17 protein-coding genes are annotated in these 19,028 nt (G+C 45.3%); 4 read left to right on the top strand and 13 right to left on the bottom strand.

The window, feature by feature from the left end; all coding sequences use genetic code 11:
- The first annotated feature begins 2 nt into the window (after positions 1-2).
- The 4 genes from AB1S55_RS08130 (at position 3) to AB1S55_RS08115 (ending at position 2,953) form a co-directional block, all read left to right on the top strand.
- Positions 3-1,217: a type II secretion system F family protein gene (locus AB1S55_RS08130; protein WP_370981308.1), complete on the top strand. Its 1,215-nt coding sequence runs from the start codon at positions 3-5 to the stop codon at positions 1,215-1,217.
- Between the two features lie 3 nt (positions 1,218-1,220).
- Entirely contained in the window at positions 1,221-2,084 is an 864-nt protein-coding gene (locus tag AB1S55_RS08125; RefSeq protein ID WP_370981307.1) for an A24 family peptidase, read from the top strand.
- Complete coding sequence (gene coaE / locus AB1S55_RS08120; protein ID WP_370981306.1) at positions 2,084-2,680, top strand: dephospho-CoA kinase; 597 nt, start codon at positions 2,084-2,086, stop codon at positions 2,678-2,680. Before AB1S55_RS08125 ends, coaE begins: the two co-directional genes overlap by 1 nt.
- A 78-nt stretch (positions 2,681-2,758) precedes the next feature.
- Positions 2,759-2,953, top strand: coding sequence for a DNA gyrase inhibitor YacG (locus tag AB1S55_RS08115; protein ID WP_370981305.1), 195 nt, complete (start codon positions 2,759-2,761; stop codon positions 2,951-2,953).
- A gap of 55 nt (positions 2,954-3,008) precedes the next feature.
- On the opposite strand, the gene mutT is transcribed toward AB1S55_RS08115, so the two are convergent.
- The 13 genes from mutT to murD form a co-directional block, all read right to left on the bottom strand.
- Positions 3,009-3,398 carry an 8-oxo-dGTP diphosphatase MutT gene (gene mutT, locus AB1S55_RS08110; RefSeq protein ID WP_370981304.1) on the bottom strand — a complete coding sequence of 130 codons (390 nt, stop codon included), beginning with the start codon at positions 3,396-3,398 and terminating at the stop codon, positions 3,009-3,011.
- A 2-nt stretch (positions 3,399-3,400) separates the two neighbouring features.
- Positions 3,401-4,618: a bifunctional glutamate N-acetyltransferase/amino-acid acetyltransferase ArgJ gene (argJ, locus tag AB1S55_RS08105; protein WP_370981303.1), complete on the bottom strand. Its 1,218-nt coding sequence runs from the start codon at positions 4,616-4,618 to the stop codon at positions 3,401-3,403.
- A 14-nt stretch (positions 4,619-4,632) separates the two neighbouring features.
- Positions 4,633-7,506 carry a preprotein translocase subunit SecA gene (gene secA, locus AB1S55_RS08100; RefSeq protein ID WP_370981302.1) on the bottom strand — a complete coding sequence of 958 codons (2,874 nt, stop codon included), beginning with the start codon at positions 7,504-7,506 and terminating at the stop codon, positions 4,633-4,635.
- Between the two features lie 72 nt (positions 7,507-7,578).
- Complete coding sequence (locus AB1S55_RS08095; RefSeq protein ID WP_370981301.1) at positions 7,579-8,508, bottom strand: peptidoglycan DD-metalloendopeptidase family protein; 930 nt, start codon at positions 8,506-8,508, stop codon at positions 7,579-7,581.
- Between the two features lie 187 nt (positions 8,509-8,695).
- Complete coding sequence (lpxC, locus tag AB1S55_RS08090; RefSeq protein ID WP_370981300.1) at positions 8,696-9,604, bottom strand: UDP-3-O-acyl-N-acetylglucosamine deacetylase; 909 nt, start codon at positions 9,602-9,604, stop codon at positions 8,696-8,698.
- Positions 9,605-9,832: 228 nt separating this feature from the next.
- Positions 9,833-11,023, bottom strand: coding sequence for a cell division protein FtsZ (gene ftsZ / locus AB1S55_RS08085; RefSeq protein WP_370981299.1), 1,191 nt, complete (start codon positions 11,021-11,023; stop codon positions 9,833-9,835).
- A 41-nt stretch (positions 11,024-11,064) separates the two neighbouring features.
- Positions 11,065-12,291 (bottom strand): cell division protein FtsA, encoded by a 1,227-nt coding sequence (gene ftsA / locus AB1S55_RS08080; protein WP_370981298.1) that lies wholly within the window; start codon positions 12,289-12,291, stop codon positions 11,065-11,067.
- A 3-nt stretch (positions 12,292-12,294) separates the two neighbouring features.
- Positions 12,295-13,107 carry a cell division protein FtsQ/DivIB gene (locus tag AB1S55_RS08075; RefSeq protein ID WP_370981297.1) on the bottom strand — a complete coding sequence of 271 codons (813 nt, stop codon included), beginning with the start codon at positions 13,105-13,107 and terminating at the stop codon, positions 12,295-12,297.
- Positions 13,100-14,050 (bottom strand): D-alanine--D-alanine ligase, encoded by a 951-nt coding sequence (locus AB1S55_RS08070; RefSeq protein WP_370981296.1) that lies wholly within the window; start codon positions 14,048-14,050, stop codon positions 13,100-13,102. Before AB1S55_RS08070 ends, AB1S55_RS08075 begins: the two co-directional genes overlap by 8 nt.
- Positions 14,047-15,480: a UDP-N-acetylmuramate--L-alanine ligase gene (murC, locus tag AB1S55_RS08065; protein ID WP_370981295.1), complete on the bottom strand. Its 1,434-nt coding sequence runs from the start codon at positions 15,478-15,480 to the stop codon at positions 14,047-14,049. The genes AB1S55_RS08070 and murC overlap by 4 nt, the downstream gene beginning before the upstream one ends.
- The gene (gene murG / locus AB1S55_RS08060) at positions 15,477-16,538 is read right to left on the bottom strand and encodes an undecaprenyldiphospho-muramoylpentapeptide beta-N-acetylglucosaminyltransferase (RefSeq protein WP_370981294.1); all 1,062 of its coding nucleotides are present in this window, start codon (positions 16,536-16,538) and stop codon (positions 15,477-15,479) included. Before murG ends, murC begins: the two co-directional genes overlap by 4 nt.
- Entirely contained in the window at positions 16,528-17,685 is a 1,158-nt protein-coding gene (gene ftsW, locus AB1S55_RS08055; protein ID WP_370981293.1) for a putative lipid II flippase FtsW, read from the bottom strand. The genes murG and ftsW overlap by 11 nt, the downstream gene beginning before the upstream one ends.
- Positions 17,682-19,028 (bottom strand): UDP-N-acetylmuramoyl-L-alanine--D-glutamate ligase, encoded by a 1,347-nt coding sequence (gene murD, locus AB1S55_RS08050; protein WP_370981292.1) that lies wholly within the window; start codon positions 19,026-19,028, stop codon positions 17,682-17,684. Before murD ends, ftsW begins: the two co-directional genes overlap by 4 nt.

Below are 19,028 nucleotides of genomic sequence, written 5' to 3'. Positions count from 1 at the left end.
AAATGGCCACTAATGTTACACAATTATACTTATACAAAGGCACCGATAAAAAAGGTAATAAAGTTTCAGGCGAGGTATCTTCGACTTCTCCATCTTTAGCAAAAGCCCAGCTAATAAAGCAAGGCATTAGAGCTAAAAATGTACGAAAAAAACCAAGTCCTCTTTTCGGCAATGGCGGGGCTAGAATAAAACCAATGGATATAGCTTTATTTACTCGTCAATTAGCAACCATGATGAAGGCTGGCGTCCCACTTGTTCAAAGCTTTGACATTGTGGCTGGAGGTTCGGACAATAAAAATTTAGCCACACTAATCACAGAAATTAAAAATGAAGTAGCATCCGGCACGAGCTTTGCCGCCTCCCTTAGGAAAAAACCAAAATATTTTGATGATCTTTTTTGCAATTTAATTGAGTCGGGCGAACAAAGTGGCGCGCTTGAAACAATGCTTGATCGCATTGCCACCTATAAAGAAAAAACCGAGCAACTCAAAGCAAAAATTAAAAAAGCAATGACATACCCTACAGCAGTACTTGTAGTAGCCGCAGTTGTTACAGGGATTCTTCTTGTAAAAGTTGTCCCTCAGTTTGCTGAAACTTTTGCCAGCTTCGGAGCAGAGCTTCCCGCTTTTACACTTTTTGTACTTAACTTATCAGAAATGGCTCAAGCCAACTGGTTGAAAATTTTGATCGGAAGCGGTATTGCCGCTTTTTGTTTTAGTAAAGCCAAAGAAAAAAGCAAAGGATTTAGGATATTCCTTGACCGCCTTACACTAAAACTTCCAATTGTTGGACAAATTGTTTACTTATCTATTATCGCTCGCTTTTCCAGAACCCTATCCACCACTTTCGCTGCAGGGGTTCCGCTAATTGACGCCCTAACCTCTGTGGCGGGCTCAACAGGCAACTATATATACGAACAAGCAGTCCTACAAATACGAGAAGAAGTTTCTACAGGCACCCAGCTAAATACTGCAATGACTCAAACTAAAGTCTTCCCCGCAATGGTGATACAAATGACCTCTATTGGAGAGGAGTCAGGAGCTTTAGATGAAATGCTAGACAAGTCTGCAGGGTATTATGAAGAGCAAGTCGACAACATGGTTGACAGCTTAACCGCACTCCTCGAACCCATGATTATGGCCGTACTTGGAATTTTGGTAGGTGGACTAATGGTTGCCATGTATCTCCCAATCTTCCAAATTGGTCAAGCGATATAATAGATGCTAGAAATCATCCTCCTCTGCTCTGCCGGCGTTTTTTCTTTACTCGTCGGCAGTTTCCTAAATGTGGTTATTTACCGCCTGCCTATTTCCATGATGAAGGGCTGGCGCAAAGAGTGCCGCGAGTTTTTAACAGAAAACGACGGTCTGAGCTTTGAGAAAGAGCCTGAAGAAGAAACATTTAATGTCGCCTTCCCCCGCTCTCACTGCCCCTCCTGTAAACAGCTTATCCCTGCCTGGTGCAACATTCCGCTTATTAGCTACCTACTATTAAAAGGGCGCTGCTTACGCTGCAAAACCAAAATCAGTTTTCGCTACCCCTTTGTTGAGCTACTAACCGCAGCTACAGGGGGTTTCTGCTTCTGGCACTACGGCTTAAGCTATGAGACAGCAGTACTAATGTTGTTCTCTTGGACTCTGATTTGCCTAACCTACATTGATATTGACCACCAACTTTTACCCGACCAACTAACCCTACCCTTACTGTGGTTAGGTCTTGCACTCAATATCAACGGCACCTTTGTCGATTTAGAAAGCGCCGTGTATGGCGCTATGGCAGGTTATTTAAGCCTTTGGAGTATTTACTGGCTGTTCAAACTACTTACTGGCAAGGAGGGCATGGGCTTTGGTGATTTCAAGCTTTTAGCTGCGCTAGGAGCGTGGGCCGGCTGGCAAGTATTGCCGACTATTATTTTACTATCCTCTTTAGTTGGTGCTATTTTTGGTATCGCCAACATTTTAATGTCAGGTAAAGATAAAAACACACCAATGCCCTTTGGTCCCTACCTTGCCATTGCTGGCTGGCTGGCTTTTTTCTGGGGCACTGACATTCAAAACTGGTATTTAGGCTTACTGGGCAGCTAATGCTTAAAGTCGGTCTCACTGGCGGAATTGGCTCCGGAAAATCAAGTGTCAGCAATGAACTAGAGCGCCTCGGCATTACTGTTGTTGATGCCGACATAGTCGCTAGAGAAGTCGTTGAGATCGGACAACCCGCACTTACGAGTATCAGCCAGCGCTTTGGCACTGATATCCTACTTGAAGATGGAAACTTAGATAGAGCAAAGCTACGAAGTCTGATCTTCAGCGATAGTAAGCACAAACTATGGCTAGAGAACTTATTGCACCCCTTAATTCGCAAAGAAATTGAAAAGCAGCTTGAGCAGGCGCATTCTGATTACTCCGTACTAAGCTCTCCACTACTTTTAGAAACCCAGCAAAGCAACATGATCGATACCATTGTTGTAGTCGATGTTGACGAGGCCACACAACTTCAACGAACTTGCCTTAGAGACCAAAACAGCCGACAACAAATTGAAGCCATTATGGCTACACAACTAAGCCGTAAAAGCCGCTTAGAGCATGCCCAGCATGTTATTAATAACCAGGGCCCAATTGAAGAAACCCTCAAACAAGTGCAAGCACTTCATCAACAGCTACTTAAGCAAACCTGTATCTAAACTTAGCCTGCTCAATATCACAGTTCACACTTAAGCCATCTTTTCTTACAATACAGAAAAGCATACGAGAACACGGAAATGAATGTCAAAACAGCCAGCATGCCCTGTCCAAACTGTAAAAAGACAGTGCTAATGACCAAGGATTTTCCTGAGCGACCATTTTGCAGTAAACGCTGTAAAGATATTGATTTTGGCGACTGGGCTACAGAAAGCTACCAGATTAGTAGCAATGAAGAAGAGGTCGATAACTGGTCTGAAGATCAAAGCTTCTAAAACTAGGATTGAAGGCCCACTGCCTCTTAAGCTAGACCACCTCCCCTACTCTTGCTCAAGACTGCAGCCATTCGACTATGGCTTTATTTGCAGGCGGCAGCTCTACTGTATCGATATCAGCTCGAGCAAGCCAGCGTAAAGGCTGCCCCTCTAATCCCTGCTCAACACCGCTAAAAGCCTTGACGTGAAATATATGTAAACAAACGCTCTTTTCAGGGTATGTATGCTTGATATCAAATAGAAAATCGGCCTGTAAAACCTCTATACCCAATTCTTCTTTTAGTTCACGACTCAATGCTTGCTCTGCAGACTCGCCAGCATCCAGCTTGCCACCGGGAAACTCCCATAGGCCTGCCAAATGTTGCTGACCTTGGCGCTGACTAATAAGGATTTGGCCGAACTCATTTTCAATCACGCCAACCACAACACGGATATGCTTAGGCATAATTAACTACGATATTCAGCGTTAATACGCACATAGTCATGGCTTAAATCACTGGTCCACAGGGTTTCGTTACAGCTGCCTCGAGCAAGCTCAACCCGAATAGAAAACTCGGCTTTATCAAATACAACCTGGCCAGCCTCTTCTGTATAAGACTCTGCACGACCACCGTTCTCAACAATAAGTTCGTTATCCAACCAAACTTTAACGCGGCTAACATCCAAATCTTTAAGGCCTGCATAACCTATAGCTGCAACTATGCGCCCCCAGTTAGGGTCACAAGCAAAGAGCGCGGTTTTGATAAGAGGGGAATGACAAATAGCGTAAGCCACATCAATACTTTCCTGTGCGGTATTACCGCCTAGAACATCGACCTGAACACACTTAGTTGCGCCCTCGGCATCTCGTACCATTTCTTTAGCAAGCGCTTGGCATAAATCACTGACAGTCTGCTCTAGCTTTAGAGCAGTATCTGAACCGGCTAGCACAGTAGGGTTTTCGGCTTTAGCCGTTGCCATCAAGATCAGAGCATCGTTAGTGGAGGTATCACCATCGACCGTAATACGATTAAAGCTCTTATTAGCGGCGTTAAGCACTATCGTATCTAACAAAGCTTGCTCAATAGCCGCATCCGTTGCCACATAAGCCAACATTGTACCCATATTTGGCTTGATCATACCCGAGCCTTTGGCAATACCACTTAGCGTAATTGGCACCCCATCAAGCTCTAGTCTTACACTCAAGCCCTTAGCACGAGTATCGGTTGTCATAATCGCTTTGGCTGCATCGTGCCAAGCATCTTGATCTAAGGCTTGACACGCTGCAGGTGTTGCATCAATTAACTTAGAAGCCGGTAGTACCTCGCCAATTACACCGGTAGAAAAAGGCAAAACTTGGTTTAACTGAACTCCAGCTGCATCGGCAACAGCTTGACATGTTTGCAGAGCAGCCGCTCGGCCAGGCTCACCGGTACAGGCGTTGGCATTACCCGAGTTAATAAGTAAGTAGCGAGGCTTCGCTTGCGCTAAGTGCTCACGGCAGATCTTAATAGGTTCAGCGCAAAACGCATTTTGGGTAAAAACACCGCTAACACTTGCGCCCTCACAGATTTCAATCAGAGCCATATCTAAACGATCTGAATGCTTCACACCTGCAGACACGGCCGCCAAACGAACACCATTAATGGCTTTAACACCCGGCCAATCAAAGCTACCAACTGCCATAAATCCAGCCCCTGTTACGCTAACTTGCCGTGGCAAGCTTTGTATTTTTTACCAGAACCACAAGGACAAGGATCGTTGCGCCCGACCTTCTTACCATCACGCACATAAGGACGCTCGGCGCTCATATCTTTAAGTTCTTCTTCGTCAGCCTGCAGGGCATTTTTACTCTCATGCTGTAGCTGCTGCTGTTGTTTTTGAGCTTCGGCTTCGGCCAGCTGACGTCGCTCGATTTCAGCTAACTGCTCTTCGCTCATTGGCTCGACACGATAAAGTACCTTTACCACATCGTATTTCAAGCTCTCCAACAAGGTCTGAAATAACTCAAACGCTTCACGCTTATATTCCTGCTTAGGGTTCTTCTGGGCATAAGCGCGCAAGCCAATACCCTGACGAAGATGATCCATATTCTGCAGGTGCTCTTTCCACAAAGTATCAAGCACTTGCAACATGATTTGTTTTTCAAGCGAACGCATTACTGAACCTATACGCTCAGCCTTCTCTTGGTAACGTGCTTCCAAGGCTTCGTGAATCTTAGTACGCAGTGTTTCTTCATAGAGCTTGTCGTCATCATCAAGCCACTTTTGCACAGGTAAATCTGCACCAAAATCGACTTCTAAGGCCTGCTCCAAGCCGGGCACATCCCACTGCTCGATAAGGCTCTGAGGTGGTATATAACTGCTGACGACACCGTCAATCACATCGTCTCGAATGCCAGCCACAATGCCTTCGATCTCTTCAGACTCAAGCAAGTCATTACGCTGCGAATAGATGACCGTACGCTGATCATTAGAAACATCGTCGTATTCAAGTAGCTGCTTACGGTAATCGAAGTTGCGTGCCTCTACCTTACGCTGAGCTTTTTCAATGGCGTTGGTCACCATACGGTGCTCAATGGCCTCACCTTTTTCCATGCCCAAGGCCTGCATAAAGCCGCGCATACGATCCGAGGCAAAAATACGCATCAAGTTATCTTCAAGGGACAGATAAAAACGGCTCAAACCAGGGTCACCCTGACGACCAGCACGACCTCGCAGCTGATTATCAATACGACGGCTTTCATGGCGTTCGGTACCAATAATATGTAAACCACCGGCCTCTAGAACAATGTCGTGACGCTTTTGCCAATCGGCTTTTACCGCTTCTTTTTGAGCTTCTGTAGCGTCTTCACCAAGCTGTTTTAGCTCCACATCTAAGTTGCCACCAAGCTTAATATCGGTACCACGGCCAGCCATATTAGTGGCAATGGTAACAGCACCAGGGCGTCCAGCCTCAGCAATGATATCGGCCTCACGACCGTGATGCTTAGCGTTTAGAACCTCATGTTTAATGCCCGCTTTTTTCAGGCTTTTACTCATTAACTCCGAGCTTTCAACCGAGGCCGTACCAACAAGTACAGGCGCCTTTTGCTCCATAAGCTCTTTAACGTCTTTCACAACCGCATCGATTTTTTCCTCGAAGGTCATAAATACAAGGTCGTTAAGATCTTTACGAGCAACCGGCAAGTTAGTAGGAATAACAAGTACTTCTAAGCCATAAATATGCTTGAGCTCAAACGCCTCGGTATCAGCAGTACCGGTCATTCCACTCAGCTTTTTGTACATGCGGAAGTAATTTTGGAAAGTGGTTGAGGCTAGAGTCTGGCTTTCAGCCTGAATCTGCACACCTTCTTTTGCCTCAATGGCCTGATGCAAGCCCTCACTTAAGCGACGCCCCGGCATAGTACGGCCGGTGTGCTCATCAATAAGCACGACTTGGTTTTCTTGAACAATATATTCAACATTACGATTGAATAAAGTGTGAGCCTTAAGTGCACTGTGTACGTGCTGAAGCAAGCTTAAATTGGCCGCTGAATAGAGGCTGTCATTTTCAGCCATCAAATCGTTTTTGCTTAACCACTTCTCAACAAGCTCATGACCTTCCTCGCTCAGCTCAACCTGACGCCCCTTTTCATCAAGAGCAAAGTGGCCTTTTTCAGCCAAGCGGCACAGTGGTGGTTTGGCTGCGCTGTCAACAATAACGAGGTCTTTATTCTCTGCTTGCGCGCGACTAAGAGCGGCAGGTACTGAGCAGGCCTTATCATCACCTTCAAGCAAAATTTTGCTGAACATGATTTTTTCATTGCGCTCACCGTCCGAGTCAGCCACTTTCTTTAATGACGGCACTAGCTGATTAATAACACGATAGAGCGCAGAGCTATCTTGCGCAGCGCCAGAAATAATAAGCGGCGTTCTAGCCTCATCAATTAGAATGGAGTCAACTTCATCGACAACAGCAAAGTTCAAACCGCGCTGCATGCGGTCTTCTTTACGTAAGGCCATGTTGTCCCGCAAGAAATCAAAGCCAAATTCGTTGTTTGTGCCATAGGTAATATCGGCGCGATAGGCTTCGTACTTCTCATCCTGAGGCTGCATTGACACGATAATGCCAACCGACAGGCCTAAGGCTTCGTAAAGTGGGCGCATCCAGTTAGCATCTCGTGTCGCGAGATAATCATTTACGGTAACAACATGCACACCGTCGCCGCTTAAGGCATTCAAATATACAGGCAAGGTTGCCACAAGGGTTTTACCCTCACCGGTACGCATCTCGGAAATACGTCCCTGATGCAATACCACACCACCGATCATCTGCACATCAAAGTGACGCATACCCATAACGCGTTTAGAAGCTTCACGTACGGCGGCAAAGGCTTCTGGAATTAAAGAATCAAGACTTTCACCATCTTGATAGCGTTTTTTAAACTGCTCGGTTAACTCTTTGAGCCCATCGTCACTCAATTTTTCGTATTCGGGCTCTAATGCATTGATTTTGTTGACAAGCTTTTTAATACGCTTGACTTCTCTATCATTTCTAGAGCCAAAAACCAGCTTTAATACCTTGTTTATCATGCAGTTTATCCAACCAATAAAGAGAATTCTCCGACCGAGGCCGAAGTATACAGAAAAGAGAGGGAGCTGGCCTTATCGGCTAGCGCGATGGATATAAGAAGCTGGGTCGACGACGCGACCATGCTTGTGCACTTCGAAGTGCACGTGTGGGCCAGTCGAACGACCGGTAGAGCCCACCAGGGCTATGTTTTGCCCCTTTTTAACAATGTCACCCGCTTTAACAAGTAGCTCTTTACAGTGCCCATAACGAGTAACAAAACCATTGCCATGGTTGATTTCAACCATCTTGCCATATTGATAGCGATCTGCGGACCACGTCACAACTCCAGCAGCAACAGCGACAATATCGGAATCTTCTTTGGCTGCAAAGTCGACCCCCTGATGCCAATCAGCACCACCGGTAAAGGGGTCCGTGCGACGACCGTAGCGAGAGCTCATCCAACCTTTCTTAATTGGTCGACCAGCAAGAAAGACATCACTTTGTAGTTTTTTATCAGCCAGCAAGGCCTCTAAAGTATTGAGCTGCTGCTGCCTGTCATCAATTTGTTGAGCTAGACGCTCTAAGGTATGTATAAGCGTCTGGCTATCCACCTTATTGGGTGAGAACTCTGTCTCTGGACCACCTAAGGCTGGGGCTTGGCTAAAATCGAATTCACCACTATCAAGTTTTGCCATCGTTGTCAGACGCTCACCTAGAGCATCAATTCTCACTAGGCGCGCCTGTAGCTGAGATACTCTTAGGGTAAGGGCAGCCAAGCGCTTTTCGGCTTCTCGCCGGGCCAACTCAACTTCATCTTGCTGAGACTCTAGCGTTGCCACCCAGGCTTCACGGCTTTGAGAGTCAAGGAGCCCCTCACCACTTTGAGCAAAGAGCTGGTAGGCCATCACCCCCATGCCAACAGGAAAACCAACCAAGCAGACACCAATAAACGCCCGAGCCCAACCACCTAGGTTGATGCAGCGAGTGCTACCGTGACGCTTGCTGACAAGGATTAATCTCATCGATTCCCGTTACTGCTATGAACAACTTTAGACAAGAGCGATTGCACGCTTCTTTTATTATAGAGTAGACATGAAATACTAAGCATAAACCCGAAACATTCTACTCATTCCGTGGAATATGTCATAAAAATCGACATTTGCCAAATCTGATGAGCACAATAACTGTGCTCAATCAAAACAAGGAGTCTTAAGCCGCGAGAGGTTTGAGGTAGGAAATGGGCAGTTGCTCTTCTTCATCAAAACTTACAAATTCCCAAGCATCGCGTTGCTCAAGCAGGGCTCGCAAGGCTTTATTATTTAAGCCATGGCCACTTTTATAAGCGCAATATTCGCCGATTAGGCCATAACCCAATAGGTATAAGTCGCCAATTGCATCTAAAATCTTGTGTTTAACAAATTCATCATCATAGCGCAGACCATCCTCATTAAGGATTTTGTACTGGTCAACAACAATGGCGTTATCAACACTTCCGCCTTTAACAAGCCCCTGTGAACGCAAGTATTCAAACTCATGCATAAAACCAAAGGTTCGAGCACGGCTAATTTCTTTCACAAATGAGGTGGTTGAAAAATCCACGCTTGCATCAAGCTTGCGATCTTTAAACACGGGGTGATCAAAATCGATGGTGAAATTGACCTTAAAGCCGTCATAAGGCTTAAACGTCGCATATTTATCGCCATCTTTCACAGTGACAGGCTTGAGTATACGTATAAACTTCTTCGCTTCACTTTGCTCAATAATGCCAGCGCTCTGAATCAAAAACACAAATGGACCGGCGCTGCCGTCCATAATAGGCACTTCTGCCGCGCTCAACTCAACAATGGCATTATCAATACCTAAGCCCGCCATAGCGGACATTAAGTGTTCGACTGTTGAAACCCGAGCCTCACCCTGACCAAGGCTAGTCGATAAAGTAGTATCAAAAACATTGGTTGCCTGAGCCGGTACATCAACGGCTGGACTCAAATCGGTACGACGAAAAACAACCCCAGTATTCACTGGTGCAGGTCTCAGCGTTAAAAACACTTTTTGGCCTGTGTGTAATCCCACGCCTGTAGCGCGAATCTCATTTTTTAGTGTGCGTTGTCTTACCATTATTCCAGCTCTCGTTAATGCGGCGCGGATTCTAACATCAAGGCCGCCATTGCTTCAATTTTGTGCAATACATCGCTGCACAGTTTCACAAAGATTGCTTACCTGCGCGCAAATTCCTTTTCTTTTTTAGACTGGGCACATCTATGTGCTCAGTTTGACCTCACACTAAAGATGAGGTTCCGCCCTGCGGCAAAGGAGGGGTCCGCAGGGCGTAGGCGATACGAGTACTTAGTCTGCCTGACGACGCAAGAAGGCAGGAATATCAAGGTACTCAATATCCTTATCGACTGCACTCACTGCAGCACTGCCCGTTTTCACATCAGCAGTAACCGCACTTGCTGAGCTACGCATGACAGTTGGCTTATCTAGCTCGCTGTAATTTGGCTCTGCATCAATTTTACGAGTGTTATCAACAACAACTTTGGCTTGCTGAGGTTCAGCAGGACGCTCTTCAACACGTGCACTCTGACCAAGACCTGTAGCAACAACCGTCACACGAACTTCACCACTCATTTCAGGGTCGATAACGGTACCAACAACAACAGTTGCATCATTAGAAGCAAATTCCTCGATGGTATCGCCCACATCACTGAACTCGCCAAGACTTAAATCTGGGCCAGAAGTGATATTCACCAGCATGCCACGAGCACCTTGAAGATCTACATCCTCAAGTAGAGGGCTGCGAATTGCCGCTTCAGCAGCCTCAATTGCGCGATCTTCACCGGTTGCACAACCGGAGCCCATCATCGCCATACCCTTCTCAGACATAACAGTGCTCACGTCTGCGAAATCGACATTGATCGTACCTGGGCGAATGATTAAATCAGCGATACCTTGAACCGCGCCCAAGAGGACATCATTGGCGGCTTTAAATGCATCCAATAAACTTGTGCTTTTTCCCAAAACCTCTAATAGCTTTTCATTAGGAATGGTAATTAAAGAATCAACACGGTCTGTTAATTGTTTAATGCCTTCCTCAGCGATTTTCATACGCTTGCGGCCTTCAAAAGGAAAAGGACGTGTAACAACAGCAACCGTCAATATACCCATTTCTTTTGCCACTTCCGCAACAACAGGTGCACCACCAGTACCTGTGCCACCACCCATACCTGCGGTGACAAATACCATGTCTGCGCCCTGTAAAGATTCAGCGATACGCTCTCTATCTTCCATTGCGGCTTGACGACCCACTTCAGGGTTGGCTCCTGCACCCAAGCCCTTAGTAATACCGTGGCCGAGTTGCAATACCGCTTTAGTATCTAAATCGGTAAGCGCCTGTGAATCCGTATTAGCGCAGATAAACTCAACACCATTAACCTCACTCTCGATCATATGACGTACGGCATTGCCACCACCGCCACCAACACCGATTACTTTTATTACTGCGTTCTGTGGAACGCTGTCTACCAGTTCAAACATAGTATTCCCCTCTTTTTGGAACTATGACATTAAAAACATATTTAAAAATTACGAATAAACCAAGATTTAACACTGCTAAACCAGCTTTCACCTTTAGGTTGAGGTGAAATACTTTCTCCGACTTTATCTTTACCAAAGTGCAACAAACCCACACCGGTTGAATAAATAGGATTATTAACAATATCTTTTAAACCATTAACATTTTGTGGTGCACCTAAGCGCACTGGCATATGGAAAATTTCTTCAGCAAGTTCAACAACACCCTCCATTTTTGCTGTACCACCCGTTAAAACAATACCGGCAGCAATAAAATCTTCATAACCACTTCGGCGAACCTCAGCTTGAACTAAAGAAAACAGTTCTTCATAACGAGGTTCAACCACTTCAGCCAAGGCTTGGCGACTTAAATCACGCGGAGGTCTATCACCAACACTTGGCACTTTAATTGTTTCATCTGCACCCGTTAGTTTTGCCAGCGCACAGGCGTAACGAATTTTAATTTCTTCGGCGTGCTGGGTCGGCGTACGCAATGCCATAGCAATGTCATTTGTTACCTGATCACCCGCTATTGGAATAACACCGGTGTGTTTAATCGCACCCTCTGTAAATATTGCGATATCAGTCGTGCCACCACCAATGTCGACAATACAAACACCCAGCTCTTTTTCATCATCGGTTAAGATAGAGTGGCTAGATGCCAACTGCTCTAAAATAATATCTTCGACTTCTAAACCGCAGCGTCGTATACATTTCTCAATATTTTGAGCTGCATTAGCTGCGCCAGTTACCAAGTGCACCTTAGCCTCTAAACGAACACCACTCATACCTAAAGGCTCTTTCACACCTTCTTGTTCATCAATAATGTATTCTTGCGGTAGCACGTGCAGGATTTTCTGATCGGCAGGAATAGCAACAGCTTGTGCGGCATCTAGAACTCGCTCAATATCCGTTTGATAAACTTCTTTATCCTTTATCGCAACGATACCGTGAGAATTTAAACTGCGAATATGATTACCAGCGATGCCAGCAAAAACAGAATGAATCTGACAACCAGCCATTAATTCAGCTTCTTCTACCGCACGCTGGATACTTTGCACAGTTGATTCGATATTAACTACAACGCCCTTTTTCAGGCCAACACTCTTATGTGAACCGATGCCAACAATAGACAGTTCACTCTCGGCGTTTATTTCGCCCACCAGTGCAACCACCTTGGATGTACCGATGTCGAGCCCGACGATCATTTTACCTTGTTCCGAACTGGCCATAATTTACCTACTAGCAATTTCCGTTACTGACTCATCTTGCCACTGCACTGCAACGCCATTGTCATAACGCAAATCGACAGATAACAAACGTTGCTGATGTTGAGCCAGCTGCTCTTTATATAAAAATAAAAACTTTTCCAAACGCTCTTTAAATTGGTACTCACCTAATAGCAGTGAAAAACCTGAATCAAACTCGATATAGCGAGCTCCTTGAGCACTTACTCTTAATTCGTTTATATACAAACCCGCTTCATTTAATAATTGCGACATAAGCAAATAACTACGCGCAATTTCATAAGCCTCACTAGACTCCCCTTCCAACAAAGGAAGCTCAGACAATGCTGATAGCTCATCTAACAATACCAATTCACCATAGCGATTAACAAAACCCTCATCACCCCAGCGAGCAATTGGTTGCTGCTCTTCAATTTCAACCTTCAATGTTGAGGGCCACTTGCGAGCAAGTCGAACTGTTTTCAACCAAGGCTCCGCTTCAAGCTCAGCTCGCATCTCATTCAAATTTAAACGCACAAAATCATCTTCCAAGAATGCTTTAATAAGGGCCTGTAATTCTTGGCGATTGCTATAACGAAGCTCCCCTTCAATAACGACATTACTAATCTCAACTTCGTCATCAAAGCTCACACTAGGCAAGCTCACATTCACAGTTTGTAGAAACTGAAATGGTTTTAAAAACACAGTCACAGCTACCAGTGCAAACACCAAGACGATGTAACGCCCGAGCTTGCGCCTAGGTTCTTGACTGGGGCGAACTCGCTTTGCTAGAGCTTGTTTTTTAGCTGCTCGTCTAGCCATTGACTGCCATCGCTAAAATCTCTAATACCAGCTCATTAAAGCTAATGCCCGCAGCTTGTGCAGCCATTGGCACCAAACTATGGCTGGTCATACCTGGTACTGTATTAACTTCCAACAAAAAGAATTCACCACTTGAATTACGCATAAAATCCACACGCCCCCAACCACGACAGCCCACAGTACTAAAAGCACGTGCAGCCAGTGCTTTTAGAATTGATTCATCATCTTGAGATAAAGGCGCTGGACATAAATATTCAGTCGCATCCGACTGATATTTGGCATTAAAGTCGTAAAAATCGCTTTTAAACTGAATTTGAACAGGAGGCAGCACGGTATTACCCAGCACACTAACGCTATACTCTTCACCGTGAATTAATTTTTCTGCAATAACTAGAGAGTCATATTTATGGGCCAGATCTGCAGCTGCTTGAAGCTCCTCTAAGCTACGAGCAGGACTCACTCCATAACTAGAACCTTCGTGCACAGGTTTAACAAAAACATGGCCCAAAGTATCTAGTACAGTTTCTAAACTTTGCTTCCCCTCTAAAGTAACGTAAGGCGGCGTAGGTAAACCCCAGCTCTGCCAAACCTGCTTGGTATGCAATTTATTCATAGCAAGTGCGGATGCAGCGTGATCACTACCCGTATAAGGTTTAGCCATCAAATCTAATAAGGCTTGAACCTTGCCATCTTCACCACCTATTCCGTGTAGAGCAATAAAAGCACAATCAAATTCAGCCTTATTTAACTGCTCGCATACGTCTTTATTAACATCAACACCAAAAGCATCTACGCCACTGGCTTGCAAGGCAGATAAAACAGCCGCTCCACTTTGTAATGACACACTGCGCTCAGCAGAATTACCACCCATCAACACCGCTACGCGACCAAATACGCTTGGGTCTCCCTGATAAGTCTTGTGATAATTAAGCTCACTAATCATTTGGCTACTTCTCCAAACACTTGCTTTGCTAATGATGCTGCCAATGTGGTCACGTTACCCGCGCCTTGAGTAATGACAATATCATCAGGCTTTATTAACTGACTCAAAAGCTGAGGCACATCTTCAACTTTCTCAGCAAATACAGGGTCGACAGCTCCGCGGTTCCGAATACTTCTAGCTAAACTTCGACTATCAGCACCTACAATGACTTGCTCTCCTGCTGCGTAAACATCAAGCAGGATCAAAACATCAACACGAGATAAAACGTCAGAGAAATCTTCGAATAAATCGCGAGTTCGCGTATAACGATGAGGCTGAAAGACCATAACTAAACGACGCTCAGGCCATCCCTGACGTACACCATTAATAGTGGCGAGTACTTCTGTTGGGTGGTGACCATAGTCATCCACTAACATCGCCGAACCTTCGCTCAAGTTAATATCATCGTAAACCTGAAAACGACGGCCAACACCTTGAAATCCTACTAAACCGCGCTGTATTGCTTCATCACTTACACCTTCATCGGTAGCGACGGCAATAGCAGCGGTCGCATTAAGCGCGTTGTGTAAACCCGGCATTGGTAGTTCAATAGATAAATCCTGCTCATGACCACTTCGCTGAACCTTAAAGCGTAAAACTTTGCCGCTTTGCTCCACGTCAACACAGCGGTAATCATTACCTTCATTAAAACCGTAAGTCAGAACTTGTCGACCAATACGTGGCAATAACTCTTGTACAGTTTGATCATCACCACACACAACCGCCAAGCCATAAAATGGCAAATTATGTAAAAACTCAACAAAGGTGTCTTTAAGCTTTTCAAAGCTACCTTCGTAGGTTTCTAAATGATCTGCATCAATATTGGTAACAATACTGACCATAGGCTGAAGGTGTAAAAACGATGCATCACTTTCATCTGCTTCGGCCACCAAATATCGGCTTTCACCTAAACGTGCATTAGTACCTGCAGAATTTAATAAACCACCAATGACAAAAGTTGGATCTAGCTTAGCCTCAGCTAGTATCGACGCCGTTAAACTGGTCGTAGTGGTTTTACCGTGTGTACCGGCAACAGCAATACCATGGCGATAGCGCATTAATTCAGCCAACATTTCTGCTCGACGAATGACAGGAATACGTTGCCCTAAAGCCGCTTGTAACTCTGGGTTATGCGCATCGATTGCAGTTGACCGCACAACCACACTGGCGCCCTCAATATGCTCGGCTTTATGGCCAATAAAAATACGGGCCCCAAAACCCTCAAGACGCAAGGTTGTGCTTGAAACCTTAGCGTCAGAACCTGACACTTGATAACCTTGATTTAATAGCACCTCGGCAATACCACACATACCTGCGCCGCCAATACCGATAAAGTGAATTTGTTTTACGCGGCGCATTTCCGGCACCTGAAATGTTGTATTCAGAGTCATGCGCAAACTTCCTCACAAATGTCAGCGGTTTTTTCTGTGGCTCCACGCTGCCCGGCTCTTACACAAGCAGCTGCCATTTCTTTTAATTTGTTTTTATCTGCACATAAATTCTGTAACGCTTGTACTAATGCGCCACTTTCAAACTCAGACTCCTGCACCATCAATGCCGCACCCGCATCAACTAGGAATTGGGCATTAGCACGTTGGTGATCATCTATTGCATAAGGATAAGGAATAAATAAAGCAGGCAAACCAACACTCGCAACCTCTGAAACAGTTAGGGCGCCAGCTCGACATACCATGATTTCAGTGCAATCGAGCAACTCATCCATGTTGTCAACAAACTCCACGATAGTCGCTTTTATGCCCGCCGCCTTATAGGCGTCTTGCGCCTCCTGCAAACGCCCCGAACCACACTGATGCCAGATCTCTAGCAAGTCAGAAACACCCGACTCAAGTAAGGCCTGAGGTAACTTGGTATTTAAGCTTCTCGCGCCCCTTGAGCCACCAAGCACGGTTAGTTTTAAAGGCTGGCTACTGTATTCAGACTCATTACGCAAATTTTCTAAGCTGCTACGCAGAGGGTTTCCCACTACTTGAGCCCCCGGTAATGCACCAGGAAACGCACAGAGAACACGAGCCGCAATTTTGCCAAGTAATTTGTTCGTCGTACCCGCAACTGCATTTTGCTCATGAATCACTAAAGGCACACGAGCCAACCAAGCAGCCAAACCACAGGGGCCTGCAACAAAACCGCCCATACCAATAACCAAACAAGGTTTTAGCTTAAGCATTAATCGCAAAGCACAAAGCAGACTTAAACAAAGTTTAAATGGAGCCAGCAACCAAGCCAGTGCCGACTTACCGCGTAGTCCACTTACAGGAAAAATATTTAACTTAATTCCTCGCACAGGCACTAAACGTGATTCCAAGCCCGCTTCAGTACCAAGCCACTGCACTTCATAACCTCGAAGCTGTAATTGCTCGGCAAGAGCCAAACCAGGAAACACATGGCCACCGGTACCACCTGCGGCTATAAGGACAAGCTTATTTTTCATCGCTCTGCTCCTTATTTAGATCCGCCTGAACTCTAAAAACCAAAGCCAACATGACGCAAGTAACCACCAGGCTTGAACCACCATAACTGATCAATGGCAGGGTCAAGCCCTTGGTTGGAAGTAAGCCCGAGGCAACTCCCATATTAATAAAAGCCTGCATAGAAAGCTGGGCCGCGATGCCTAAACATAAATAAGCACCAAAGTCTTTGCCCCGCTCAAAAGCACGGAAAGCCACTTTCAATATTTGCGAAATAAAAAAACAGTACGCCGCAATAAAAACAACAACACCTAATAAACCAAACTCTTCCGCAATGATTGCAAAAATAAAATCTGTATGGGCATCGGGTAAAAAGAACAGCTTCTGAATGCTATTCCCTAGGCCTAAGCCAAACCACTCACCACGACCAAAGGCAATCAAAGACTGTACTAACTGATAACCACCATCGTAAGGATCTTCAAACGGATTCATAAATGACAGCAAACGTTCTTTTCGATATTCAGACATAAGAACCAAGAGACTGGCACTAAACACACCTAAAACCGAAAGCAGCACAAAACGAAGCACCGGTACACCGGCAACAAACATCATCACACCTAGGGTGAAACAAATAATTACACAGGCACCAAAATCGGGTTCAAGCAATAACAGGATTGCCGTTAATGCGATGATTCCCACCATAATGGCAAAGCTAAGCCAACGTGAATTGACCATGTTCGCTCGGCGGGTAAGGTAGCTGGCATAAAAAACAATCAAGCAAAACTTGGCAATCTCCGAGGCCTGAATACCAAATGGGCCGAAGTTGAGCCAGCGACGACTGCCATTCACAACCTTGCCAATGCCGGGCACCAACACCAACAACAAAAGAGCAAAGCTCATTAATAAAAACAGCATGCTAAAACGATGCAGCAGCTCTGTGGGCATCATAAAAACAAGGCTTCCAGCACATAAACCTAAAAACAAAAAGAACAGCTGTTTTTTAGCAAAGTACCAAGCATCTCCATAAACGGATGCCGCAAAATCAATCGAGCTGGAAGCGACAACTAACACCCCAAAACTGGCAATAGCGAGTAATGAAATAAACAAGTGATTATCGCTATTAAAGGCGGCAAAGCTTGGGCACTCATAACTAAAGTTGAAGGCTATCATAAAAACAGAGCCTCCACTTCATGCTTAAAGCTCTCTCCACGATGTTCAAAACCTTTAAACATATCAAAGCTTGCACACGCAGGGGACAATAAAACTAGGCTACCTGTTGAAGCTCGCTCATTCGCCACACCAACGGCCTCAGCCATGGATTCAACACGCAAACACTCTACCGTTTTATCTACCTTGCTTATCAGACTCGCAGCCGCATCACCTATAAGTAAAAGCAAATCAACACGATCTTTAAGTACGGGTAACAACTTAGAGAAGCTCGAGCCTTTGGCTTGCCCACCGGCAATTAAAATCACCTGAGAGAATTCATCTGCTAAGCCATTAAGGGCTGCAATACAGGCTCCTTCATTAGTTGCTTTAGAGTCATTTACAAAACAAACCCCGCCGTGTTCAGCGATAAATTCGCAACGATGTGCAAGCCCAGGGAAACGTTGTGCTACATCTTTAGTCGCTGAACGCTCAATACCTGCGGCATCACAGATTGCAAATAGGGCAAGTACATTCTCTATATTGTGCAAACCACGCTGCCTAATCTCACTGCGAAGCATCAGCTGCTCATCGCCACACATTAAGTAGCCGCTTTGCTCATCAAACCAATATTGAAGCTCTGAGCTTTCAATTGTTTTAGCTAAGGCGAAACCACGTCGACTCACCCCATCCACAATAGGCGGCTGAGTCAGTCTGTCGTCTGAGTTATAAACAACATTTTTTGCGCCGTGAAAGATTTTTTGTTTAGCAGAGAAATAATTTAACAAACTGCCATGTCGATCTAAGTGATCTTCACTGACATTCAAATTTACTGCTACCTGTAAATTGGCCTGAGCAGTACTTTCCAGTTGAAAGCTACTGAGTTCCAATACATACAGATCAGCCTGATCGGCTAATAACTCAAGAGCGGGGCGCCCTAAATTACCACCTACGGAGCTCTTAATACCGGCTTTTTCGGCTGCTAGCGCCACCATCGTTGTCACTGTGGACTTGCCATTAGAACCGGTGATACCAATAACAGGGCTAGCAACGGCCTTTAAGAACCAACTAATATCACCAGCGACTTCTATTTCTTTTTCAAGTGCAGCTTTAACCACAGCCGTATCACGACTGACACCAGGGCTTAATAAAACACTGCTAACTTGCTCGAGCAAGTTAAGATCAAACTCGCCTGAAAAACATGGAATGCCTGTATCAATTTGACGAAATGGCTCAAGAAGCGATGGCTCTGAGCGTGTATCAAAAACAAAAAACGCGATACCCTGCTGATGTAAATAGCGCGCAGCAGAAAGCCCAGTAGCTCCACCACCGACAATCAATACCGTTTGATTGCTCGCTATTAACAT

Origin of the sequence: Agaribacterium sp. ZY112 (genome assembly GCF_041346925.1) — a bacterium.
Lineage (GTDB): Bacteria > Pseudomonadota > Gammaproteobacteria > Pseudomonadales > Cellvibrionaceae > Agaribacterium.
This window is presented reverse-complemented; position numbering and strand designations above follow the sequence as displayed.

Bases quoted from the DNA above. Each gene is read 5' to 3' on its own strand.
- AB1S55_RS08130 (WP_370981308.1), top strand. From the start codon at position 3: ATGGCCACTAATGTTACACAATTATACTTATACAAAGGCACCGATAAA.
- AB1S55_RS08125 (WP_370981307.1), top strand. From the start codon at position 1,221: ATGCTAGAAATCATCCTCCTCTGCTCTGCCGGCGTTTTTTCTTTACTC.
- coaE (WP_370981306.1), top strand. From the start codon at position 2,084: ATGCTTAAAGTCGGTCTCACTGGCGGAATTGGCTCCGGAAAATCAAGT.
- AB1S55_RS08115 (WP_370981305.1), top strand. From the start codon at position 2,759: ATGAATGTCAAAACAGCCAGCATGCCCTGTCCAAACTGTAAAAAGACA.
- mutT (WP_370981304.1), bottom strand. From the start codon at position 3,398: ATGCCTAAGCATATCCGTGTTGTGGTTGGCGTGATTGAAAATGAGTTC.
- argJ (WP_370981303.1), bottom strand. From the start codon at position 4,618: ATGGCAGTTGGTAGCTTTGATTGGCCGGGTGTTAAAGCCATTAATGGT.
- secA (WP_370981302.1), bottom strand. From the start codon at position 7,506: ATGATAAACAAGGTATTAAAGCTGGTTTTTGGCTCTAGAAATGATAGA.
- AB1S55_RS08095 (WP_370981301.1), bottom strand. From the start codon at position 8,508: ATGAGATTAATCCTTGTCAGCAAGCGTCACGGTAGCACTCGCTGCATC.
- lpxC (WP_370981300.1), bottom strand. From the start codon at position 9,604: ATGGTAAGACAACGCACACTAAAAAATGAGATTCGCGCTACAGGCGTG.
- ftsZ (WP_370981299.1), bottom strand. From the start codon at position 11,023: ATGTTTGAACTGGTAGACAGCGTTCCACAGAACGCAGTAATAAAAGTA.
- ftsA (WP_370981298.1), bottom strand. From the start codon at position 12,291: ATGGCCAGTTCGGAACAAGGTAAAATGATCGTCGGGCTCGACATCGGT.
- AB1S55_RS08075 (WP_370981297.1), bottom strand. From the start codon at position 13,107: ATGGCTAGACGAGCAGCTAAAAAACAAGCTCTAGCAAAGCGAGTTCGC.
- AB1S55_RS08070 (WP_370981296.1), bottom strand. From the start codon at position 14,050: ATGATTAGTGAGCTTAATTATCACAAGACTTATCAGGGAGACCCAAGC.
- murC (WP_370981295.1), bottom strand. From the start codon at position 15,480: ATGACTCTGAATACAACATTTCAGGTGCCGGAAATGCGCCGCGTAAAA.
- murG (WP_370981294.1), bottom strand. From the start codon at position 16,538: ATGAAAAATAAGCTTGTCCTTATAGCCGCAGGTGGTACCGGTGGCCAT.
- ftsW (WP_370981293.1), bottom strand. From the start codon at position 17,685: ATGATAGCCTTCAACTTTAGTTATGAGTGCCCAAGCTTTGCCGCCTTT.
- murD (WP_370981292.1), bottom strand. From the start codon at position 19,028: ATGTTAATAGCGAGCAATCAAACGGTATTGATTGTCGGTGGTGGAGCT.